Annotated in this window: 25 protein-coding genes, 2 tRNA genes and 1 other RNA gene; 14 read left to right on the top strand and 14 right to left on the bottom strand. The window is 68.7% G+C overall.

The window, feature by feature from the left end:
* Position 1: 1 nt before the first annotated feature.
* Positions 2 to 655: a LuxR C-terminal-related transcriptional regulator gene (locus ACFY2X_RS04100; protein WP_389932343.1), complete on the top strand. Its 654-nt coding sequence runs from the start codon at positions 2 to 4 to the stop codon at positions 653 to 655.
* 35 nt (positions 656 to 690) lie between these two features.
* Here the strand turns inward: ACFY2X_RS04100 and ACFY2X_RS04095 are convergent, their stop codons facing one another.
* A complete protein-coding gene (locus ACFY2X_RS04095) occupies positions 691 to 1,200 on the bottom strand; it encodes a MarR family winged helix-turn-helix transcriptional regulator (RefSeq protein WP_389931955.1) in 510 nt (169 codons plus the stop codon).
* A 108-nt stretch (positions 1,201 to 1,308) separates the two neighbouring features.
* Here ACFY2X_RS04095 and ACFY2X_RS04090 point away from each other — a divergent pair, with 108 nt between their 5' ends.
* From ACFY2X_RS04090 to dnaN, 3 genes are all read left to right on the top strand, one after another.
* On the top strand, positions 1,309 to 2,754 hold the full coding sequence (locus ACFY2X_RS04090) for an MFS transporter (protein ID WP_389931953.1): 1,446 nt from the start codon (positions 1,309 to 1,311) through the stop codon (positions 2,752 to 2,754).
* A 92-nt stretch (positions 2,755 to 2,846) separates the two neighbouring features.
* On the top strand, positions 2,847 to 3,632 hold the full coding sequence (locus ACFY2X_RS04085; RefSeq protein ID WP_389931951.1) for an alpha/beta fold hydrolase: 786 nt from the start codon (positions 2,847 to 2,849) through the stop codon (positions 3,630 to 3,632).
* A gap of 211 nt (positions 3,633 to 3,843) precedes the next feature.
* Positions 3,844 to 4,941: a DNA polymerase III subunit beta gene (gene dnaN, locus ACFY2X_RS04080; protein WP_389931949.1), complete on the top strand. Its 1,098-nt coding sequence runs from the start codon at positions 3,844 to 3,846 to the stop codon at positions 4,939 to 4,941.
* Between the two features lie 163 nt (positions 4,942 to 5,104).
* Here the strand turns inward: dnaN and ACFY2X_RS04075 are convergent, their stop codons facing one another.
* From ACFY2X_RS04075 to upp, 5 genes are all read right to left on the bottom strand, one after another.
* The gene (locus ACFY2X_RS04075; RefSeq protein WP_389931947.1) at positions 5,105 to 5,794 is read right to left on the bottom strand and encodes a FadR/GntR family transcriptional regulator; all 690 of its coding nucleotides are present in this window, start codon (positions 5,792 to 5,794) and stop codon (positions 5,105 to 5,107) included.
* A gap of 109 nt (positions 5,795 to 5,903) precedes the next feature.
* The gene (locus ACFY2X_RS04070) at positions 5,904 to 7,262 is read right to left on the bottom strand and encodes a helix-turn-helix domain-containing protein (RefSeq protein ID WP_389931945.1); all 1,359 of its coding nucleotides are present in this window, start codon (positions 7,260 to 7,262) and stop codon (positions 5,904 to 5,906) included.
* Between the two features lie 132 nt (positions 7,263 to 7,394).
* Positions 7,395 to 7,925 carry a PH domain-containing protein gene (locus ACFY2X_RS04065; RefSeq protein ID WP_389931943.1) on the bottom strand — a complete coding sequence of 177 codons (531 nt, stop codon included), beginning with the start codon at positions 7,923 to 7,925 and terminating at the stop codon, positions 7,395 to 7,397.
* A gap of 288 nt (positions 7,926 to 8,213) precedes the next feature.
* On the bottom strand, positions 8,214 to 8,444 hold the full coding sequence (locus tag ACFY2X_RS04060) for a hypothetical protein (protein WP_389931941.1): 231 nt from the start codon (positions 8,442 to 8,444) through the stop codon (positions 8,214 to 8,216).
* Between the two features lie 138 nt (positions 8,445 to 8,582).
* Positions 8,583 to 9,221 (bottom strand): uracil phosphoribosyltransferase, encoded by a 639-nt coding sequence (gene upp / locus ACFY2X_RS04055; RefSeq protein ID WP_389931939.1) that lies wholly within the window; start codon positions 9,219 to 9,221, stop codon positions 8,583 to 8,585.
* Between the two features lie 167 nt (positions 9,222 to 9,388).
* Here upp and ACFY2X_RS04050 point away from each other — a divergent pair, with 167 nt between their 5' ends.
* The 4 genes from ACFY2X_RS04050 (at position 9,389) to ACFY2X_RS04035 (ending at position 11,016) form a co-directional block, all read left to right on the top strand.
* The gene (locus tag ACFY2X_RS04050) at positions 9,389 to 9,898 is read left to right on the top strand and encodes a tRNA adenosine deaminase-associated protein (RefSeq protein WP_389931937.1); all 510 of its coding nucleotides are present in this window, start codon (positions 9,389 to 9,391) and stop codon (positions 9,896 to 9,898) included.
* Between the two features lie 16 nt (positions 9,899 to 9,914).
* Complete coding sequence (locus ACFY2X_RS04045; RefSeq protein ID WP_389931936.1) at positions 9,915 to 10,406, top strand: tRNA adenosine deaminase-associated protein; 492 nt, start codon at positions 9,915 to 9,917, stop codon at positions 10,404 to 10,406.
* Positions 10,407 to 10,458: 52 nt separating this feature from the next.
* Entirely contained in the window at positions 10,459 to 10,902 is a 444-nt protein-coding gene (gene tadA, locus ACFY2X_RS04040; RefSeq protein WP_389932340.1) for a tRNA adenosine(34) deaminase TadA, read from the top strand.
* Positions 10,903 to 10,926: 24 nt separating this feature from the next.
* Positions 10,927 to 11,016 (top strand) — tRNA-Ser (locus ACFY2X_RS04035).
* Positions 11,017 to 11,138: 122 nt separating this feature from the next.
* Here the strand turns inward: ACFY2X_RS04035 and ACFY2X_RS04030 are convergent.
* The gene (locus ACFY2X_RS04030) at positions 11,139 to 11,339 is read right to left on the bottom strand and encodes an alpha/beta fold hydrolase (protein WP_389931934.1); all 201 of its coding nucleotides are present in this window, start codon (positions 11,337 to 11,339) and stop codon (positions 11,139 to 11,141) included.
* Positions 11,340 to 11,358: 19 nt separating this feature from the next.
* Between ACFY2X_RS04030 and ACFY2X_RS04025 the strand changes: the two genes are divergently transcribed.
* Entirely contained in the window at positions 11,359 to 11,490 is a 132-nt protein-coding gene (locus ACFY2X_RS04025; RefSeq protein ID WP_389931933.1) for a hypothetical protein, read from the top strand.
* A gap of 19 nt (positions 11,491 to 11,509) precedes the next feature.
* Here ACFY2X_RS04025 and ACFY2X_RS04020 read toward each other — a convergent pair whose 3' ends face one another.
* Complete coding sequence (locus ACFY2X_RS04020; RefSeq protein ID WP_389931931.1) at positions 11,510 to 12,505, bottom strand: ABC transporter substrate-binding protein; 996 nt, start codon at positions 12,503 to 12,505, stop codon at positions 11,510 to 11,512.
* A complete protein-coding gene (locus ACFY2X_RS04015) occupies positions 12,502 to 12,666 on the bottom strand; it encodes a UTRA domain-containing protein (protein ID WP_389931929.1) in 165 nt (54 codons plus the stop codon). Before ACFY2X_RS04015 ends, ACFY2X_RS04020 begins: the two co-directional genes overlap by 4 nt.
* 59 nt (positions 12,667 to 12,725) lie before the next feature.
* Here ACFY2X_RS04015 and ACFY2X_RS04010 point away from each other — a divergent pair, with 59 nt between their 5' ends.
* Positions 12,726 to 12,872, top strand: a complete 147-nt coding sequence (locus ACFY2X_RS04010) for a DUF6879 family protein (RefSeq protein ID WP_389931927.1) — start codon at positions 12,726 to 12,728, stop codon at positions 12,870 to 12,872.
* 119 nt (positions 12,873 to 12,991) lie between these two features.
* The gene (locus tag ACFY2X_RS04005) at positions 12,992 to 13,480 is read left to right on the top strand and encodes a DUF5946 family protein (RefSeq protein ID WP_389931925.1); all 489 of its coding nucleotides are present in this window, start codon (positions 12,992 to 12,994) and stop codon (positions 13,478 to 13,480) included.
* A 70-nt stretch (positions 13,481 to 13,550) separates the two neighbouring features.
* Here the strand turns inward: ACFY2X_RS04005 and ACFY2X_RS04000 are convergent, their stop codons facing one another.
* The 3 genes from ACFY2X_RS04000 to ACFY2X_RS03990 all read right to left on the bottom strand — a co-directional run bounded on the left by ACFY2X_RS04000 (position 13,551) and on the right by ACFY2X_RS03990 (position 15,171).
* Positions 13,551 to 13,850, bottom strand: a complete 300-nt coding sequence (locus ACFY2X_RS04000) for a type II toxin-antitoxin system VapB family antitoxin (RefSeq protein WP_389931923.1) — start codon at positions 13,848 to 13,850, stop codon at positions 13,551 to 13,553.
* Between the two features lie 70 nt (positions 13,851 to 13,920).
* Complete coding sequence (locus ACFY2X_RS03995) at positions 13,921 to 14,775, bottom strand: neutral zinc metallopeptidase (protein WP_389931921.1); 855 nt, start codon at positions 14,773 to 14,775, stop codon at positions 13,921 to 13,923.
* Positions 14,776 to 14,907: 132 nt separating this feature from the next.
* Complete coding sequence (locus ACFY2X_RS03990; RefSeq protein ID WP_389932337.1) at positions 14,908 to 15,171, bottom strand: PIN domain-containing protein; 264 nt, start codon at positions 15,169 to 15,171, stop codon at positions 14,908 to 14,910.
* 46 nt (positions 15,172 to 15,217) lie between these two features.
* Here ACFY2X_RS03990 and ACFY2X_RS03985 point away from each other — a divergent pair, with 46 nt between their 5' ends.
* Complete coding sequence (locus ACFY2X_RS03985) at positions 15,218 to 15,358, top strand: hypothetical protein (RefSeq protein WP_389932360.1); 141 nt, start codon at positions 15,218 to 15,220, stop codon at positions 15,356 to 15,358.
* A 105-nt stretch (positions 15,359 to 15,463) separates the two neighbouring features.
* On the opposite strand, the gene ACFY2X_RS03980 is transcribed toward ACFY2X_RS03985, so the two are convergent.
* A tRNA-Ser gene (locus ACFY2X_RS03980) sits at positions 15,464 to 15,549 on the bottom strand.
* 83 nt (positions 15,550 to 15,632) lie between these two features.
* Between ACFY2X_RS03980 and ffs the strand changes: the two genes are divergently transcribed.
* Positions 15,633 to 15,728, top strand: an RNA gene (gene ffs, locus ACFY2X_RS03975) — signal recognition particle sRNA small type.
* A gap of 31 nt (positions 15,729 to 15,759) precedes the next feature.
* On the top strand, positions 15,760 to 18,024 hold the full coding sequence (locus tag ACFY2X_RS03970; RefSeq protein WP_389931919.1) for a DNA polymerase III subunit gamma and tau: 2,265 nt from the start codon (positions 15,760 to 15,762) through the stop codon (positions 18,022 to 18,024).
* Positions 18,025 to 18,097: 73 nt separating this feature from the next.
* Here the strand turns inward: ACFY2X_RS03970 and ACFY2X_RS03965 are convergent, their stop codons facing one another.
* Positions 18,098 to 19,576, bottom strand: a complete 1,479-nt coding sequence (locus tag ACFY2X_RS03965) for a GAF domain-containing protein (RefSeq protein ID WP_389931917.1) — start codon at positions 19,574 to 19,576, stop codon at positions 18,098 to 18,100.
* Between the last annotated feature and the right edge of the window lie 80 nt (positions 19,577 to 19,656).

Genomic DNA, 19,656 nt, shown 5'->3' with positions numbered 1-19,656 from the left:
CCTGAGAGTCGTCATCGCTGAGGACCTGTATCTCCTGAGGGACGGCCTGGTTCACCTGCTCCAGGCGCACGACTTCGAGGTCGTCGCCGCGGTCGAATCCGGGCCCGAGCTGCTCAGGGCGCTGACGGAGAAGCGGCCCGACGTGGCCGTGGTCGACGTACGGCTTCCGCCCACGTTCACCGACGAAGGGCTCCAGGCCGCGCTGGCCGCCCGCAAGGCCGTCGCCGGCCTGCCGGTGCTCGTGCTCTCCCAGCACGTCGAGCAGCTGTACGCACGCGAGCTGCTGGCCGACGGCTCCGGAGGGATCGGCTACCTCCTCAAGGACCGGGTGTTCAACGCCGAGCAGTTCGTCGACGCGGTCCGCCGGGTCGCCGCCGGGGGCACCGCGATGGACCCCGAGGTGATCGCCAAGCTCCTGGCCAGCACCGCCCGGCACGAGCCGCTCGGCGCGCTGACCCCGCGCGAGCGCGAGGTGCTGGAGTTGATGGCCGAAGGCCGTTCCAACGCCGCCATCTCCCAGCGCCTGTTCCTGAGCGAGAGCGCGGTCGGCAAGCACACGGCCAGCATCTTCGGCAAGCTCGATCTCGCCCCTTCCGACGACGACAACCGCCGCGTCCTGGCCGTCCTGGCCTACCTCAACGCCGCCCGCGGCTGAGGAGCGGCCCGCGGAGGCCACCCCTCGGCGGGCTCCTACGACCGCTCCCCGGAGTCGCCGGCCTGGGCACGGCTGAAGGGGGCCAAGGCCTTACAGCCACCAGGGACCTGCCGGGCCTGGGCGTGCATGGCGTCCGACAGGCGAGAGAGCAGCTCGACGAGCTGGGTGCGCTCCTCGGCGGAGAAGCTCTGGCTGAGGGCCATCTCGATCGCCGAGGCGGCGATGTCGGCCTGCTCCAGAACCCGGCGGCCCTCGTCGGTGAGCGTGGTCTCCAGCACGTTGCGGTGCCACGGGTGGGGGGTGCGCTCGATGAGGCCCTTGTTCTCCAGGTTGCCGAGGATCGTGGCCATCGTCTGCGGCGTCACCAGGCACGCCCTCGCCAGCGCGGCGGCCGACATGCCGGGGGCATCCGCCAGGCAGTAGAGCGCCGAATATTGCGGCACGGTCAGCCCTGAGGGCTTGAGCGCCACGTGTTTGAGCGCCATCAGCTCCTGTTCCGCTCGCTTGACGTGGATGCCCAGTCGCTCCTCCGGAGGCATTCGCATGCCCGCCAGCATACCTGGCCTCTTACTGATATCAGGGTTTGACTGATTATCAGAACTCTGTCTATCGTCAGCTCTCGTTCGTTGCAGTGAGTTCTGAGAGGCGATGGCGTGGCACTTTCACAACAGGCCAGGCACCGGCCGGGAGTCACCCTGGTCGCGGTGGCGGTGGCGGGGACGATGCTGCCGCTGTCGGTGATGGCCCCGGCGCTGGCCCTGTCCGCCCTCGGCCGGCAGCTGGACGCCGGACTGGTGGGCCAGCAGTGGGTCCTGCACGGATACAACGTCGCGTTCGCCGCGTGCATGCTTCCCGCGGGGGCATTGGCCGACCGGTTCGGCCGCAGGCGGGTCTTCGCGCTCGGCACCCTGCTGTTCGCCCTCGCCTCGCTGGTCTGCGCCCTCGCCCCGACGATCCTGGTGATGAACGTGGCCAGGGTCGTCCAGGGCGCCGCGGCGACCGGCGTGCTCACCGCGGGCAGCGCCGTCCTGGCCGCCACCTTCGAGGGGAAGGCCCGCGCCCGGGCGTTCGGCCTCCTCGGCACGGCCTTCGGAGCGGGCATCGCGTTCGGGCCGATCGTCGGTGGAGGGCTGCTGGCCCTGGGCGGATGGCGGGCGGGTTTCCTGTCCAACGTCGTGGTCGGAGTGGCCGTCGTCGCGCTCGGCGTGCCGTACATGAAGGAATCCCGTGATCCGCGGGCCACACGGTTCGACAGGGCGGGGGCGCTGACCTTCACCGGCGCGCTCGCCTTGTTCACCCTGGGGACCGTCGAGGGGCCCCAGCTCGGCTGGACGCACTGGAGCGTGGCGGCGATGTTCGCGGGGGTGGTCGCCCTGCTCCTGATCTTCGTCAGGATCGAATGGCTGGGCACCCAGCCGATGCTGGATCTGAGCCTGCTGCGTGATCGCCGGTTCCTGGCGGTCATCTGGATGGTGTTCGCGATGGGCTTCGGATTCGTCGCCCCCGCCACTTACCTGCCGCTCTATCTCCGCTCGGCCGCAGGAGCCGGTCCCTTCGAGGCCGGTCTCGCCATGGCACCGCTGGGCCTGCCGGTGGTGCTGGTGCCGATGGCGGCGGGAACGCTCCTCCGAAGGTTCTCGCTGCGGGCGCTGCTGACCGCAAGCCTGGTCCTGATCGCCATGGGCGACCTGTGGCTGGTGACCTTGACCCCCTCGGGCGGCTGGACCCAGGTGACGGGCCCGCTGTTCCTCCTCGGCCTCGGGGTCGGGCTGGCATTCGGCCTGATCGACAACGCGGCGGTCAGCGCCGCGCCGCCCGAGCGCGCGGGGATGGCCTCCGGGGTGTTCAACACCATGCGCCTGGCCGGTGAGGCGGTGGCGGTCAGCGTCACCGGAGCCCTGCTGGTCAGCTTGACCCAGTCGAGTCTGGACGGTGACCGTGACCTCGCCAACCGCGTGGTCGCCGGAGACCTGGCCGGGACCCCGCCGCACGCCGTCGACGTCTACACCGGCTCCTTCCATCTGACCCTCATCATGATCGCTCTCTTCACCGTCGCCTCCGCGTGCGTCTTCCTCCGCCTTCATCGCCGACCTGGCTGAACCGCCGCTTCCCCACCTGGTTGCCGAGATGCGCCGGCAACCGGTGCTTCCCCGTGCTTTCACCTGACACCCCGTCTTTCAAGGAGACATCCATGCCGTTCGTGACCGTGGGAACCACATCCGTCGACTACCGCGTCACCGGTTCGGGACCGGGCCTGGTGCTTGTCCACGGCACCGGCGCCGACGCCGACAACAACTGGGCGCCGCTCGTCGAGGCTGTCGGGCACCGGTTCACCGTGGTGGCTCCCAATCTGCCCGGTGCCGGAGAGACCGCCGACCAGGGTGAGCCGCTGACCGTCGAGGCTCTCGCCGACCAGGTGGCCGCGGCCGCGGCCGACGCCGGGCTGAGGGAGTATCACGTCGTCGGCCACTCCCTCGGCGCGGTCGTCGCCACTGCTGTGGCCACCCGCCACCGTGCCAAGGTCCTGACGCTGTTCGCCCACGCGGGGTGGGTCACCAGCGGTCCCCGCGAGATTTTCCAGTTCGACTACTGGACCCGGCTGCTCCGCACCGACAAGGAACTGCTCGCCCGGCTTCTCCAGATCACCGCGATGGGCCCGGAGACGGTCGCGGCCCGCAGCACCCGTGACTTCGAGGAGGCCTCCGCCGGATTCGCCGCGCTGCTCCACGAGCGGATCCTGCGCCAGATCGAACTGGACAGCCGGGTGGACATCTCCTCGATGCTCCAGGAGATCAAGGCCCCGACGATGATCCTCGCCAGTGCCCATGATCTGATCGTGCCCCCGCACCACCAGCGAGAGATGGCCGACCGGATCCACGGCGCGAGCTATCAGGAGGTCCCGGCCGGCCACGGGCTGCCCTTCGAGAACCCGGACCTGTTCGTGGCGGCCGTCACGGAGTGGCTGGGCAAGTTCTGAGCGAGCCGATCCGGTGAGCCGAGGGAGGCCGGGAAAACGGGCCCCGGCGGCTGAACAACCAGTCTGAACATCTCTTCGCGCAGGTCACCTACCTTTCATCCGGGGAGGGGGAGATGACCGTCTGAAGGTTCTGTCGGTCACACCGGCTACCGTTCTGTTGGAGTGCGGTTTCTCGCACTTGGCGTGCCGTTCAGGACGAAGGGATGATCGGGTGAAGCTGAGGGTTAACCGTGATGTCCTGGCCGACGCGGTGGCTTGGGCCGCCCGAGTGCTGCCGAATCGTCCGGCTGTCCCCGTGCTCTCCGGCCTGCTCCTGGAAGCTGATGTCGATCTCGTGCTGTCGGCCTTCGACTACGACGTCTCCGCCCGTGCCTCGGTCGAGGCCGACGTCGTGGAGCCCGGCAGGGTGCTGATCCCCGGCCGGATCCTCGCGGAGATCAGCCGCAGCCTGCCTGCCGGGTGGGTGGAGATCGTCGCCAGTGGCTCCGAGGCGGTGCTGACCTGCGGCAGCGCCGAATTCGCCCTGCTCACCATGCCGGTGGAAGACTTCCCGACCCTGCCGGCGACGCCGCCCAAGGTCGGTGCGATCGGCGGCGGGATCTTCGCGAGCGCGGTCGGTCAGGTGGCCCCCGCGTCCAGCCGAGACGAGGCGCTTCCCATGCTGACCGGCGTCCGGATCGACATCGCCGGTGAGACCGTGACCATGGCCGCCACCGACCGTTACCGCATCGCGGCCAGAGAGTTCGACTGGCGTCCAGAGCGGGCCGACGTCACGGCCGCCGCGATGGTGCCCGCCCGCGTGCTCGTCGAGGTGGCCAGGTCGCTGCGCGGGGGTGAGGTGTCGGTGGGGTTGGGCGACGGTGTCGCCGGGTTCGAGAGCGTCGGCCGGAGCACCACGGTCCGCCTGCTGGATGAGCAGTTCATCGACTATCGCTCGCGGCTGACCGACGACTGGCCGATCCGGGCCGACGTGCGCGTGGCCCCGTTCATCGAAGCGATCAAGCGCGTCGCGCTGGTCGCCGAGCGCAACACCGCGATCCGGTTGTCGTTCGGTCAGGGACGGGTGCTCATCCAGGCCGGAGGCGGCGAGATCGGCCGCGGTGCCGAGGTGCTGGACGCCGAGCTGTCCGGTGACGACATCCAGATCGCCTTCCAGTCGCAGTTCCTGCTGGACGGCCTGGCCGGGGTCGAGACCGAGTTCGTCCGGCTCAACATGCAGTCCCCGGGCCGCGCCGCTCTGATCACCGAGGTCCCCGGCGACGCCGAGCCCGCCTTCCGCTACCTGGTGATGTCCCGGCGCCTCCCCTGACGCACCCGGCGAAACCCATCGGCCAACGGAAAAGCCCCACCCCCCGGGACGGCTTGGGTTCTCGTGATCGTCGCTACACCCGAGCTTCGGGAGACGACCACGAGAACCCATGCGGGGGGTGGGGCCCTTGTCGTTGGAGCGGACCGGTTGTCGCGGAACCGGACTAGGCGGACAGCTCCTGAGCCTCGGTCAGGGCGATCAGGATGTGCTCCATGCACGCGTGACCGGCGCGCTCGGCCGCGGCCGCGTCACCGGCCGCGATGGCCCGGGCGATGGCGTCGTGGGGGATGTAGGTGCTGTTGAGCGAGGTTCCCGCGGCGGTGATGCTGGCACGCAGGGCAGCCGAGAAGTCCTCGTAGAGGTCGCTCAGAACCCGGTTGTGGGTCGCCTTGACGACCGCGACGTGGAAGGCGAGGTCCGCCTCGACGAACGCGTTGGGCTCGCCGCGCTCCCAGGCTCGCTCGCGCTCGGCCAGGGCGGCCTCGATCTGGACGATGTCGGCCTCGGTGCGCCTCGTCGCCGCCAGACGGGCGGCCTCCACTTCCAGCGCACGCCGTACTTCGAGGATCTCCAGCTGCTCGGCGGTGCGCAGCCGCCGCAGCATGGCCCCCGACAGCTCGCTCGTGGCGCGAACATAGGTGCCGTCGCCCTGGCGGCATTCCAGCAGACCGGCGTGGGTGAGTGCCCTTACCGCTTCGCGCACGGTGTTCCGCCCGACCCCTAGCTGTTCGGCGAGCACGGTCTCGGTGGGGATCTTCGCGTGCATCTGCCAGGAGTTCGAAGTGATCTGCTCCTTGAGCTGATCGATCACCTGGTCGACAAGGGACGCTCGCTGCGCCGTACGCAGACTCACGGTCCGCCTCCTCCGGGGAAACCAATCATCCTATGAGTCAATGACTGGTCGACCCTAATTATTCCGGACGCAGAAAAACAAATCCGGAGCTCAAAGGAGGCGGAGGGTCTTACCGCACCAGCGCCGAATCGACCGTCACCCCCACCATCGCACTACGCACTCCGGCGGTTTCAAGCGCCCTACGATACGCGCTCATCTGCTCCTCACCGGCGCCGACGCGACCGTACAGGTCGCCGAGCTCACGCCAGACCCGCGCGACCTCCCGGTCGGGGGCGGAGAGCCCCGGCCGCAGGGCATCGAGCAGCTGGCAGGCGCTGTGCAGGATGGCCGCCGCGTTGTCCTCGCCGCGCGCGAGCGCGACCTCGGCGAGAACCAGGTGCGCGGTGGCCGCGACCGGGCTGGCCTGGTTGTTCAGTGCGTCGAGAGCGGATTGGGCCAGGTGAGCGGCCTTGTCCGCGTCGCCGCTCCTGAGCTGGACGTAGGCGAGCACGACAAGGCTCTTGGCGTGCTCGTAGGCGCGGTCGGGGAACTTGGCGAAGACTTCGCTCGCGGAGGCGGCGAGCTTGCCGGCTTCGTCGAGCGACTGTTCGCCGAGAGCGGCGGTGAGCCGGGCCCACTCCATCGCGATGCGAGCGAGCCGGAACGCCATCCGAGCCGGACGACCCGTCGCGATCGCGTCGTCGGCGAGGCGGACGGCCAGGGCCGAATCCTCGCCCTCGGCGGCGGCGATGCTCGCCTGCCAGAGAGAGTGGATCTCGGCGGTGCGGTTGACCGCGGCGGGGACGCCGTTGACCGACAGAATGCGCTGAACGTAGGCCAGGCCCGGTGAGTGCGGGCTGCGGCCTGACTCGGTCTCCACGAGGGAGGCGGCCAGGTCCACGGCGATCTCACCCTGGGTGAGGGCCAGCCGGTTCACCTGGGCGAGCGCGTGGGCGGCCAGGTCGTGGGCACGCAGGGTGTCTCCGGCGCGCTGGTAGCAGCGGCTCAGCGCCACCGTCAGGGGCAGGTCGGCCAGCCGTTCGGGATGGGCGGCCGCCTCACGGCGGAGCCGCTCGAACGCTTCCACCGCCGGGCCGAGCTTGCCCTGGGACTCCAGGGACCGCGCCCGGCCAAGCCGGGCGTGCGCGGCCAGCATGGCGTTTTCCTCGCCGGCGACCTTGACGATTTCACCGAACCGTTCCGCGGCCACGGACGGATCGCCGTGCTGCAGCTCCAGCTCCGCGTGGCGGAGACCGAGCTCGGTGTCGATACGCTGGCGCGGCTCGATCCCGTGCAGCAGAAACTCTGTGGTGCACCCCAGCCGTTCGGCGAGAAGGCGCGCGACCACGGGGGTCGGCGTGCGCTTGCCGGACTCGATGAGGGAGACGTAGCTGTCGGAGAGGTCAGGCCCGGCCAATTGGGCCTGAGACATGCGCCTGCTCAGCCGCAGTCCGCGGACGCGGTCACCGATGGTTCCCTGACTCGGCATCTGATCTCTCAGGGCGGGGGATGGTCAATGTTTCCGCCATGATTGCATGAAGCAGGCGAATCGGGTAACCCCACGTGAAGAATCCTCTGGCTGACTCTTTCCTACCCCCCTGCCATAAGGGGCCTGAAGACGCTAATCATCCGAGTCGTTCCCCCCGGGGAACAGCATCTGGCAGACCTCAAGGTAGAGGGTCTCCGGGTAGGGGATGTAGGTGACCGTCGACAGGGCCTGATCCTGACCAGCCGATTCCAGGACGAACTCGCCGTATCCCAGCATGCGGCCCAGAAGCGAACGCTGGAAGCTCATGTCGGTCACCTTGCCCAGCGGCATCATCGCCACCTTGCGGGTGATCAGGCCCGTGGTGAGCAGCATGCGCTTGGAGGTGACCACGAAGTAGTCGACCGACCACTCCGCGACCTTCCAGACGAAGCGGATCAGGAGCAGGAGCCACGCCCACCACACGATGACGAGCGCGCCGCTGCCGCCTTGGTCACCGAACCACTTGCTCAGCAGTCCAGCGAGGATCAGGCCGCCGAAGACCTCGGCAACCGGACGAAGTAGCACGGCCGGGTGACGCCGCACCATGATGACCTGGTGTTCGTGGGGGAGTAGGTAGCGGTTGACCGACGAGGGAGCCGAGTCCCCGTGGGTCACAAGCCTCATGACAGATGGGAAACGAACTGGGCCAGAGAATCGGCCGCGTTATACACCGTGTCCATGGCCCCCCTGACTGCGTTCGCGGCGTCACCTGGTCTCGTGAACAGGAAAAACGCCACGAAAGCGATGCCGCCGTATGTGAGAACTTTCTTGACCTGCACTTTGGCCTCCTACCGCCCACTCACCCACTGCACCCGCCGTATACATTACCCACGCCATTCGTGAGGTAAAGCGCATCAACCCATTCGGTCTCGGCTTGCCGAAAAAAGACCCGCCGAGCCGATGTGATCTTCGTTATCCGCGTTCGCTCGCGACCAGTGCGAGGACCTCGAGATGCTTGCGGGCGATCCGCTCGACCAGCCCGGGGTGGGCATGACCGGTGACCTCCAGTGCCCCGTAGTGCGCCGCCTCTATGCAACGGGTCACCGTGGCAGCCGGATGGACCTCGGAGAACTCATCCCGCAGTGCGGCACTGACGCTCTCGTAGGGGTCCGGCTCCGTGTCCGGAATGATTCGCTCGCTCATGGTTCTCCCTGGTGTGCGCCCGCGGTCGCGCGGACCGGGAACACAGAAGAGATATCTTCGCTACTCCTGGTACCCACATAATCACACTCTGTAACGAAGAAGTGTTGGAGCGATTCTCCTCCCGGAATGGAAGATCCCTCAGACGACGCCGTAGAGGCGGTCGCCGGCGTCGCCGAGCCCCGGAACGATGTAGCCGTTCTCGTTCAGCCGCTCGTCCAGAGCCGCGGTCACCAGGCGGATCGGCTTGTTGCTCCCCGCGAAGACCTTGTCCATGTAGGCGATGCCCTCGGGGGCGGCCAGCAGGCACAGGGCGGTCACATCGTCGGCGCCGCGCTCGAAGAGGAACTCGATCGCCGCCGCCAGGGTGCCCCCGGTGGCCAGCATCGGGTCGACCACGTAGACCTGGCGGCCGGACAGGTCGTCGGGGAGCCGGGTGGCGTAGGTCTCCGCCTTCAGCGTGGACTCGTTGCGGATCATCCCGAGGAACCCGACCTCCGCCGTCGGCAGCAGCCGGGTCATGCCGTCCAGCATGCCCAGACCGGCGCGGAGGATCGGAACCACCAGCGGGTACGGCTGGGCCAGCCGCACGCCTCGGGCCGGGGCGACGGGGGTCTCCACCGTCACCTCGGTGACGCGGACCTGACGGGTCGCCTCGTAGGCGAGCAACGTCACCAACTCGTCGGCGAGGCGCCGGAAAGTGGGTGAATCCGTGTCCGCGTCCCGCAGTGCGGTCAGCTTGTGGGCCACCAGCGGGTGGTCGACGACCAGGGTCTCCATGGGAGCCAACGGTATCCTGAATGGCTGCTCAGGGGATAACAGGCTGGGGGAAGCGGGGCAGGGCGCGCGCACGCGGATTTGATCACAATTTGGTCGGAGAGGCGTACGCTCATGGGCCGCTTCTGAAAGCATTGACATCCGTAGAGGACGTATCGCTGGGGATGGCCATGTCAGACGAAGACTCGCTGGACTTTGCCATCGTGGTCTATCGCGAGGAGGGCAGCTGGGAAGCGGAGATGCTCCCGGTGGCGCTCACCTCGGATCTCCACGGCCTGATTCATGCCCTGCGTCAGCAGCCGAGCATGAACGGAACGATTGGCCTGGTCGCCGTGGGGGATGAGTTCTTCGTGGCGTTACGAGTGTTCGGCGAGCGGGTAGAGGTCTTCCTCTCCGACATCGCCGCGTCTTGGGACTTCCCGCTCGCGGAGCAGGTGCTGGAATACCTCGACGTGCCGGTGCCCGACGAGGACGAGCTCGACGCGATCCTCCAGGACGAGGAGACGGCACTCCCCGCCGGGGATCTGTCGATCTTCGCCGATCTGGGCCTCGACGAGATGGAGCTCGGCATCCTCTCCGGAGACATCGACCTGCTTCCCGAGGACGTGTTGTCCAGCATCGCCGCGCGGCTCGGCTTCTCCGAGCCGTTCGAACGCGCCATCGACTCGATGTTCGGCTGACCTTGGGAGATCGGCCATGTCCTCCAGACCCTCAGGCAACAGCGTGTTCTCGGCAGCCTTCGTCCGCACCGCGGACGGATGGAACGGTGCAGAAATCGATCTCGAATCTGTCGAGATCGCCGATGACCTAGGCGATGCCGTCCAGGAGCATCTCGGGCTCAACGGTGACGAACTGGCTCTGCTGTGCGTCGAAGTGGAGGACGAGTGGTTCGCGATCGTCCGCTACCAGGGTGACGAGGAACCCCGCGCGTTCCTGTCCGACGCCCAGGCCGGTCTTACCGACGGCCTCGGGGAGCTCTTCACCGAGCTGGCCGGGGTCGTACCGGACAAGGAGAACTCTGAGCTGGGCATACGGCCCGCGGGTGACTTCGAGCTTCTGAGCGATCTCGGCGTGAGCCCCGAGGAGCTCATCGAGCTCAGCATGGAAGAGGGCGTGCTCCCGGCGGACACGCTCTCGGTGATCGCCGAGCGGCTGGCCTTCGCGGACGAGCTCGATCGGCTGCGGTGACGGACGACCGCCGCGGGGCCGGGCGGCTGCGGTGACGGACTACGTCCCGGAGATGCGGCTCGCCCTGGCCCAGGCCGTACAGGCCGGCGCCCGCGGGGAGGTGCCGGTCGGCGCGGTCGTCGTCGGCCCGGACGGATCCGTGCTGGCCCAGGCCGGAAACGACCGGGAGTCCCTGAGCGATCCCACCGCGCACGCCGAGATCCTCGCCCTCCGGGAAGCGGCGCGGGCGCGCGGGGAATGGCGGCTGACCGGCTGCACGCTGGTGGTCACGCTGGAACCCTGCACGATGTGCGCGGGGGCCTCGGTGCTGGCCAGAGTCGACCGGATCGTCTACGGTGCCGTGGACCCCAAGGGGGGCGCCACCGGCTCTTTGTGGGACGTGGTCAGGGACCGCCGCCTCAACCACCGGCCCGAGGTCGTCATGGGAGTGCTTGAGGACGAATGCGCCGAAGTCCTGACCGAGTTCTTCGCCGTTCGCCGGATGCGCGAGCAATAGCGGTTATCCGGTAAGCTGCTCGGCGGTGGAGTCGCCTAGTGGCCGAGGGCGCACGCCTCGAAAGCGTGTGATGGGGCAACCTATCCGTGGGTTCAAATCCCACCTCCACCGCCACGAAAAAGGGCTCCCGGCAACGGGGGCCCTTTTCGCGTCCCCGGCCCCTGTTCGTAGATCATTGAACGTCGGCGCAGCCCCCGTGCGGCTGACGAGCGCGTCACCGGCCGCCCCCGGCCTGTTCAGCGGAACAGATTCGTTGCAGCGACCACCTGCGCCGCCATGTCAGTCCCACCATGCCCCTCATCGACGACTACCAGCTCGCTGCCAGGCCAGTTCTTGTGTAGTTCCCAAGCCGTCTCAAGAGGCCCGCTCACGTCGAGCTTGCCGTGGACCAGCACCCCGGGAATGCCCTGGTCATATGGCTCAATCGGGGAATACACAGGCGCAAAGGTAACGGCCTTGCTGCCCAGCCCAGGCCTTGCCGATCAGCGGTCGCCGGAGGTGCAGGAGTACGGCCTGGCCCTCATGGCCGGGCACAGCTACCGGTGGGGCCGAAACGTCACATCCTTCGGCGAGATCGTGCTGGGTTGAAGTCGCCCACCGCTGAACTTCAGACCGCCGCGAGCCCGTCGGACCCCCACCTGACGAGCGCCGCCTGGTGGCCGAGCTGTACACCGGTGTGTGGGTCGATCTTGAAGGCGCCGAACAGCGTGTTCGTCGTCAGCGCCGCGGCCGCCGACCACAAGGCGTCGCGCCCCGTACCGCCGGCCGCTGTCGCGCAGTGGGTCGCGATGGCCGCGGAGGCCGCCGCCTGAACGGCTGGATAGTCGGGGAGCACTCCGGCGCGATCCTGATAGGCAGCCAGAAAGTCGGGCTCCTCGATACCCAACTCTGCCGGACTTCCGGTGCCGGGAAACCACTGCCCGACCCCGTAGACGCCGCGAGGGTCATCGAGCGCTTGGCCGAATTCACGAACGCCTGCTGCCACAGCGCACACCGTCCGCGGTGGCATGGGCAACGCCCTGGCTCGCTTGATCGTTTCGACGTCCTCCTCGAAGGCGCCGGCACAAAAGAGGGCCCACGCTTCCCCGGCTGTCTGCGGTAGGTCGTCCCCGGGGCCGAGCAGGACCGTGTCGATACCGAGGGAGCGAGCGATCGCCTCGGCGCCGGCTGCCACCTGCCGGCCGAAGCTGCCCTCGCCGTGGACGATTCGCACGGGGAGCGCCTCGGCGCCGGCCAGATGCCGTAGGAACGGCTCTGCGTATCGGCTGGCAGGCGTCAAAACTGAGACGATGTGTCCAGGGTGGGCCGCCTCGACGTCGTCACCTGACCCGCCGTGGTTCCAGATCAGGCGGCCGAGTTCGGCGGCGATGTCGCCGGCCTTCCGCATCAGCTGGGTCGAGTACGGGCCGAGCAGGATGTCGCATCGATCCGATAGTCCGCGGAGCGATGCCTGCAGGACTGCGGGGTCGCTCCGGTCGTCCTCGATCACCAGGTCCAGCGCGCCGTTCGAGGCGTGCCAGACCTCCAGGCCGAGCCGGGCCTGCGTGCCGAACCGGGCATGCTTCCCCGAGAGGGACAGGCAGGCGCCGATGGTGAGCGTCACCGCATCTTCACCTCGTATCGGAACTCGTGGCTGTCTGCGGCCACGATCGACTCCTGAACCTCCAGGGGTCGTTTCCCGGAGTCGTAAACCGTCCGCAGAACCCGGACCACCGGCACGCCTGGCATGAGGTCGAGTGCGGATGCTTCCTCCCGGGTCGCCAACCGATTTCCCCGGCGAAACAGTGATGATGCGACCGAACTGCTCGCGGAGGTCTTCGCCGATGTTCGATGAAGAGGGAATGGACGCCTTCATCGAGAGGTACTTCACTCGATCGGCCTTCCGCCTGGAGGTCCTCCCTCAGTACATGGTCGACTCTGACCAGGGAAACGTCACGGCGTACCTCACCGGTGCCCCGGAGCCGAACTGAGCACACGGAGGACCATGGTTCGACCACCTTGCCGCAGAACGCGCCGCTGGCAGACGACGACCTCACCGGTGCCGAAATCCCGTCGACAAAGCTGTTGCTGGCCACCTATGTTGCAGGTCATGACAGAGAGCCCCGTCAGCGGTCAGTGCGACTGCGGCGCAATTGCCGGCCCGCTGGGCGCATGTGTGGACTATTACCACGCCATCCTCTCTGAAGAGCAGGCCGATCCTCAGATGTACAGCTGGCACGCGCCTGTGGTCTGTGCGTATCTCCTGCAGCATCCTTCCCGCGCTCGCGAGAAGTACCTTGACGGTCAATTCCGTCAGCTGCAGCTCTACGTGGACAAGGGCCTTGACGCGATGCTTCGCGTAGCGGCTCATCAGGTGGCGCGGAACAAGCACAGGGCACAGTCGAGCTACGACATGGCGCCATTGGCGGCATACGAGCCGCTCCCACCAGGCGGACCTCCCAGGCACTTCCGCGCTACGTTCTGCGGGTTGCCGTTCAGGGACGGCAGCTTCGTGTCTGATGGGCATCTGGCATACGGACAGCACATCGAGGCCATCGCCGAAGCGACTGTGGAGGCCTGGAGATCTATCCAGGTCTGATACTCGAAGGCCGCGACAGGACCCATCCCAAAAAGCGGAATCCCTGGAAAGCGCCGGAGGGCTGGCAGGGCTAGCTGTCCGGGAGTTCCAGCACCCGGGCGTGGAGGAACGAGCGCTGGTGCAGTGCCGAGCGCAGGGCGCGGTGCAGTCCGTCTTCCAGGTAGAGGTCGCCGCGCCACTGGACCACGTGCGGGAACAGGTCACCGTAGAACGTGGAGTCCTTCGCGAGGAGGGAGTGCAGGTCCAGCACCGCCTTCGTGGTGATCAGCGTGTCGAGCCGGACCTGCCGTGGCGGTATCTGCGCCCACTCGCGATGCGAGAGGCCGTGTTCTGGGTAGGGCCGTCCATCGCCGATCAACTTAAAGATCACACTGTATAGTTTAAGAGAGAATTCGGACTCTTTGCCTGCTCTTGCACCTTTATCGTCGGTCGGCGGTCACTCAGATGGCCCCGGAGAACGTGTCGCATCTGCGAGGGTCGCCAGTCTGGTAGCCAGTGGTGAACCACCTGACACGCTGCGCTGATGTTCCGTGAGTGAAGCCCTCGGGGTTGATCCGGCCCTGGGTGCGCTTCTGGATGCTGTCGTCGCCCACGGCCGCCGCCGCGCTGAGCGCCTCCTCGATGTCCGTCCTGGTGAACGGCTTCTCGAACAAGCCGGTCTCGTAGGCGTTCTTCGCCCAGGCACCGGCGTAGCAGTCGGCCTGCAGCTCCAGCCGGACCGAGCCGCTCCGCGGGCCCTGCCTGCCGTCCTGGGCCCTGGCGTTGGTGCCGAGCAGGTTCTGCACGTGGTGGCCGTACTCGTGCCCGATGACGTACGCCTGGGCGAACGGCCCGCCCTTGGCCCCGAACCGGCTCTGGAGCTGGTCGAAGAAACTCAGGTCCAGATAGACCCGGCGGTCGGCCGGGCAGTAGAACGGGCCGACCGAGGAGTCGGCGGTGCCGCAGGCGGTGTTCACCACGCCGGAGAACATGACGGTCTTGGCCGGTTCGTAGCCCTGCACGACCGTGGGCCAGTAATCCTGGATGCTGTTCACCACACCGACCACCCGGCACTCCTCGTTCTGGTCGGCGTCCAGGCCGGTTCTACATTTCGCGCCCAGGTCGGAGCCTGATCCGACCGGTGCCGGTTCGCTCCCCGTGATGTCGCCGGGGTTGATCCCGAATATCAGCGCCACGATGAGCACGAGAATCCCGGCCGCACCACCGCCGACCGCGAGCCCACCTCCGGGAATTCTTCCCCGGCCGCCGCTCTCGACCTGCGAGCTGTCCAACTGGGCATCGTCTTTGAAGTCCATCGCCGACGTCCCTTCGATCCGCTTGGGACCCTCCACTGCCCTCGGGAGGACCGGACACTCTTTGAGTGTCCCCGCCTGTGCCTGTGGCATGCGAAGACTCCGGCGCGGGACGGCGAGCGCGATCTTCGTCGGTCATCGAAGCGGGGCGCCGGACGGGCGTCGCCGTCGAGCTCCGCCGCTACTTGCCGCTCGCGGGCCCGTATCACTGGAGCGCCTGCCCGGTGACAGCCCAACGCATTCGAAATCACGGTCTCGGTGCAACAAGGTCAGACCCTGCAGTTCCGCCGTGGCCGCCACGACGAGATCCACCGGCCCGGCACCCCGGTGCTGTCCGCGCTTGGTCAGCGCCTCCTGCACCTGCCACGCGCGATCGTAGGCACGATCATCGACGGGCACCCATCCGGACAGCAGCCGTATGTGCGGCACCGAGACGGTCGGGCTGATGCGGCGTCTCGCGGACCAGATCGCCGCCTTCCTGGGCACCTGGCCGCCCGAGGAGGCCCAGGCGTTCGCCAGGAGCCTGCGCCGATTCGTTGAGGGAGGTCCGTTCAGAGGACCGCTCCGCGGCCCGGCGTGGCAATGAAACCGTGGCCCGGCGCGGCGATGAAGGGGCGGCCGAAACCACAGAACGCGAAAGGCCCGGCTGGATAGGTCCGGGCCTTTCGCGTTCTTGCTGCTCAACCAAGCGCGGAGGATAGGAGATTCGAACTCCTGAGGGGTTGCCCCCAACACGCTTTCCAAGCGTGCGCCCTAGGCCAACTAGGCGAATCCTCCGCCGAGAAGCTTACCGAACTTTCGGGAGTGCGTAGACCACATATTCGCTACGCCGAACACTCAAATCAGGGGATAGACTGTGCCAGGACCCCTCGCGCGGCGTCATCCTGTGAACCTCCCCAGGGCCGGAAGGCAGCAAGGATAAGCAGGCTCTGGCGGGTGTGCGAGGGGTCTCTTCGTTTCAGAACCCCTCGCAGGTGGGATCGTCGCATGAGTCTTGCGCTTTACCGCAAGTACCGGCCCGGGACCTTCGCCGAGGTCAAGGGGCAGGAGCACGTCACCGAGCCGCTGCGGCAGGCGCTGCGGAGCGGCCGGATCAACCACGCCTATCTGTTCAGCGGGCCCCGAGGGTGCGGCAAGACGTCCAGCGCCCGGATCCTGGCCCGCTCACTGAACTGCGAGAAGGGCCCGACCCCCGACCCGTGCGGGGAGTGCGAGTCCTGTGTGGCGCTGGCCCCCACCGGCCCCGGCCACCTCGATGTCATCGAGATCGACGCCGCCTCGCACGGTGGCGTGGACGACGCCCGTGACCTGCGTGAGCGGGCCTTCTTCGCGCCTGTTTCGGCGCGCTACAAGATCTACATCATCGACGAGGCGCACATGGTGACCCGTGAGGGTTTCAACGCGCTGCTCAAACTCGTCGAAGAGCCTCCTCCGCACCTGAAGTTCGTCTTCGCGACCACCGAGCCCGAGAAGGTCATCGGGACGATCAAGTCCCGGACCCACCACTATCCCTTCCGGCTGATCCCGCCCGCGGCGCTGCGCGCGCTCATGGAGGAGATTCTCACCTCCGAGAACGTCCCGTTCGAGCCCGCCGCGCTGCCGCTGGTGATCCGGGCGGGCGCGGGTTCGGCCCGTGACTCGCTGTCGATCCTCGACCAGCTGTTCGCCGGTTCCGACGAGGCGGGCATCACCTACGCGCGCGCGGTCTCCTTGCTGGGCTACACCGACGGTGACCTGCTTGACGACGTGATCGCCGCCTTCGCGAGCCGCGACGGCGCCCAGGTGTTCCAGACCGTGAACAGGGTGATCGACGGAGGCCATGACCCCCGCCGGTTCGCCATGGATCTGCTGGAGCGGTTCCGGGATCTGGTGATCCTGGCCAACGTGCCTGAGGCGGCCACCAGCGGCCTGCTCGACCGGCCCGCCGACGAGCTGGAGCGGCTTCAGGCGCAGGCCGCGTCGATGGGCCCGGCCGAGCTGACCCGCGCCGCGGAGATCTTCAACGCCGGTCTGACCGAGATGCGTGGCGCGGCCTCGCCCCGGCTGCTGCTGGAGCTCATGTGCGCCAGGACGCTGCTTCCGGGGGCCGCGCAGGGCGAGGCGGCGCTGCTGGCCAGGCTGGAGCGGCTGGAGAAGGGCGGCGTGGTGGCGGCTCCCGCGGCCTACGCGGCCCCGGTCGCTGCTCCGGTTGCTGCTCCGGTCATCCCGGCCGCCGCTCCGGCGATCCAGGCGGTTCCTCCGGTGATCCAGGCCGCGCCCTCGCCGGGCGGGGCACCTGCGACCGGTACGGCTTCCGTAACGGGTATGACCGGTATGGCACCCGCCGGTACGGCTCCCGCCGCTTCCCCCGAGCAGTCCCGTCCCCAGCGGGACGACTGGCCCGCTGCGGCCAGGCCTGGCGGCCCGGTTTCCGACCCCCAGCCCCATCCCCAGGCTTCCGGCGTTCCGGCGGCCGCTCCGGTCGCGCCGGTCGCCGGTTCCGGAGCCGGCGCGCTCCAGCAGGCATGGCCGCAGGTGCTCGGCGCGCTCAAGCAACGCAGCATCGTCGTCTGGGCGAACGTGAACACCAACGCCCAGGTCGTCGGGGTCGAGGGCAATATCGTCACCCTGGGATTCGCCCAGGTCGGCGCGATGAAGAACTTCACCGGCGGCGGCAAGGACACGGTGGTCGCGGCGGCGCTGCAGGACGTGCTGGGCGGCAATTGGAAGGTCGAGGCCGTCGTCGGCGGAGGTGGCGGGCCTGCCCCGGCTGGGGGAGCCCGTCCCATGGCCGCGCCGCCCCAGCCTCCGGCTCCGCCGCGTCAGGAGGCCGCCCCGAGGCCGGACCCCACGCCCGTTCCGGCGTCTCCGGTGGCTGCGGCGCCTCCGGTGGCTCCGGCCGCTCCGATGGCTCCGGCTGCTCAGGAAACCCCAGCCCGCCAGGCTCCGTCCGTCACCGACGAGTCCTGGCCGGACGCACCGCTTCCCGACGACCCCGGCACGCCTCCCGCCCCAGCCTCCGGTCTCACCCCGGCCCCCGGTCTCGCCGCGGCCCGCTCGGCGGCCAAGGCCGCCGCTCAGGCGGGCCCCAGGGCCGGGGGTGGCAACAAGCCGGCCTGGCCGGACGCGGTGCCGGGCCGTAAGCCCGCCACCGACGTCGACGAGGTCGACCCGCTGAACGACGCGGACGCCGACGTCGACGCGCTCACCGGCATGGCTCTCATCCAGCGTGAGCTCGGCGGCCAGGTCATCGGCGAGATCGACCACACCTGACAGCTGGCTCGCCGCCGCGCCGTACCGGTGCGCACCTGACAGCTGGCTTGCCGCCGCGCCGTACCGGCGGCGGCTATGCCAGGTCGAGGGCGGCGAGCCGGATCCGCGCGGCCACGGCGCGATGGTCGTCCGGGGGGAGCATGGCGACGAGGCGCTCCAGGATGTGGATGTCGTTCTTGGCGTATTCGGTCTCCGCGTAGGCCCACAGGTCGTCGGGACCGCCCTTCAGCAGGAGGCGGGCACGGACCTGGCCTTCGAGCTCCTCACGTTCGCGGCGGATGGCGGGGGCCTCGGAACGGGGAAGCAGCGGACCGCGGTAGGCGCGGGCGATCGGAGCGGTGTCCTCGGCGGCGAGCAGGCGCTTGAGGTCGAGGAAGTCGGCCTCGACCGTGCAGGTCAGGCGGTACGGCTTGGCGGCGACGGTGGGACCGAGCTGGGCGCGGAGACGATGGATCTCCGCGCGGACGGTCACCGGGTTGCCCTCGTCGCCGTACAGGTGGAAGGAGAGCTGGCCGGTCGTCATGCCGTGGGGGTTGAGGGCGAGCAGCGTGAGGATCTCGGCGTGACGCTGGGACAGCGGGACGTGGACTCCGTCGAGCTGGACGGAGGGATGCTCGGCGCCGAGGAAGGAAAGACCGAGCACGGGCACGCGCTGCCGGCCGGAGAGGCGGAGCAGGAAGGCGCCGTCGAGCGGATCGAGGAAGGCGGTCCGGCCGTCGGGAAGGATGACCTGGCCGCCCGACTCGGGCAGGCGGATGCGAGAACCCCACCGCTGTGCCTGATCACCGGCGATGACGCGCCCGGTCGTGGTGACGAGGGCGCCCGGCTCGCCGTGCAGCGCTCTCAGATGCCGGTCGTGACGGGCCCGGAGCCGGTCGTCGCGCTCGCGCATGCGCAGCGCGAGGTGGCTCTCGGCCAGGCGCGCGGTGGTCTCGACGAGGGCGACGGTCGCCGGATGCAGGGCGCGCATGGTGCCGCTGATGTCGATGCAGCCGAGCACGTCACCGCTGTCCGGGTCGACGATCGGCGCGGCGGAGCAGGACCAGACGTGGAGCACCCTGACCATGTGCTCGGCGGAGAAGATGTGGACCGGCCGCCGGGCCGCGAGCGCGGTGCCCATGCCGTTGGTCCCGATCGCGCTTTCTCCCCAGTGGAAGCCGTCCGCCAGGCCCACCTCGTCGGCCCGGTTCATCACCTGGTGGTTGCCGTCGCGCCAGAGGACCCGGCCGTCGGCGTCGGCGACGATCAGGATGTGCGCGCTCGCGTCGGCGGCCTCCAGAAGCGTTCCGGTGACGAGCGGCAGCAGCGCGTTCATGGGATGAGCCGATCGGATCTCCCGGAGGTCCTGGGAGTCGAAGGCGGGCGGGGCCGATCTGGTCTCGGGGTCGATGCCGGCGTCCATGGAGCGCCGCCACGACGCGGAGATCAGACTCCGTGGAGCCTCGCCGGCGGGAGGCTCGCCGCTCAGCACGGCCTCGTGCAGGTGGCGCAGCCGTACCGAGTAGGCGTCCAGATCCGGGACCGGGACGGCTCTCAGGTGGCTGTCGGACATGTGCCACTCCCAGGGATGGAGCCAATGGCCGAAGCATCGGTGGTGAAAGCCTCGCTCGCAACCCATTCGGCCAAACAGGG

The organism is Streptosporangium sp. NPDC000396 (assembly GCF_042898655.1).
Taxonomy (GTDB): Bacteria; Actinomycetota; Actinomycetes; order Streptosporangiales; family Streptosporangiaceae; genus Streptosporangium.
The sequence above is the reverse complement of the archived record's forward strand: the minus strand, read 5'-3'. Positions and strand labels throughout refer to the sequence as shown.

Coding starts and splice junctions, on each gene's coding strand:
- ACFY2X_RS03970 (WP_389931919.1), top strand. CDS start 15,760: ATGAGTCTTGCGCTTTACCGCAAGTACCGGCCCGGGACCTTCGCCGAG.
- ACFY2X_RS03965 (WP_389931917.1), bottom strand. CDS start 19,576: ATGTCCGACAGCCACCTGAGAGCCGTCCCGGTCCCGGATCTGGACGCC.
- ACFY2X_RS04045 (WP_389931936.1), top strand. CDS start 9,915: ATGTCCTCCAGACCCTCAGGCAACAGCGTGTTCTCGGCAGCCTTCGTC.
- ACFY2X_RS04070 (WP_389931945.1), bottom strand. CDS start 7,262: ATGCCGAGTCAGGGAACCATCGGTGACCGCGTCCGCGGACTGCGGCTG.
- ACFY2X_RS04060 (WP_389931941.1), bottom strand. CDS start 8,444: ATGAGCGAGCGAATCATTCCGGACACGGAGCCGGACCCCTACGAGAGC.
- ACFY2X_RS04010 (WP_389931927.1), top strand. CDS start 12,726: ATGTTCGATGAAGAGGGAATGGACGCCTTCATCGAGAGGTACTTCACT.
- ACFY2X_RS04095 (WP_389931955.1), bottom strand. CDS start 1,200: ATGCGAATGCCTCCGGAGGAGCGACTGGGCATCCACGTCAAGCGAGCG.
- ACFY2X_RS04065 (WP_389931943.1), bottom strand. CDS start 7,925: ATGAGGCTTGTGACCCACGGGGACTCGGCTCCCTCGTCGGTCAACCGC.
- ACFY2X_RS03985 (WP_389932360.1), top strand. CDS start 15,218: ATGCGGCGTCTCGCGGACCAGATCGCCGCCTTCCTGGGCACCTGGCCG.
- ACFY2X_RS04085 (WP_389931951.1), top strand. CDS start 2,847: ATGCCGTTCGTGACCGTGGGAACCACATCCGTCGACTACCGCGTCACC.
- ACFY2X_RS04005 (WP_389931925.1), top strand. CDS start 12,992: ATGACAGAGAGCCCCGTCAGCGGTCAGTGCGACTGCGGCGCAATTGCC.
- ACFY2X_RS04050 (WP_389931937.1), top strand. CDS start 9,389: ATGTCAGACGAAGACTCGCTGGACTTTGCCATCGTGGTCTATCGCGAG.
- ACFY2X_RS03995 (WP_389931921.1), bottom strand. CDS start 14,775: ATGGACTTCAAAGACGATGCCCAGTTGGACAGCTCGCAGGTCGAGAGC.
- upp (WP_389931939.1), bottom strand. CDS start 9,221: ATGGAGACCCTGGTCGTCGACCACCCGCTGGTGGCCCACAAGCTGACC.
- tadA (WP_389932340.1), top strand. CDS start 10,459: ATGCGGCTCGCCCTGGCCCAGGCCGTACAGGCCGGCGCCCGCGGGGAG.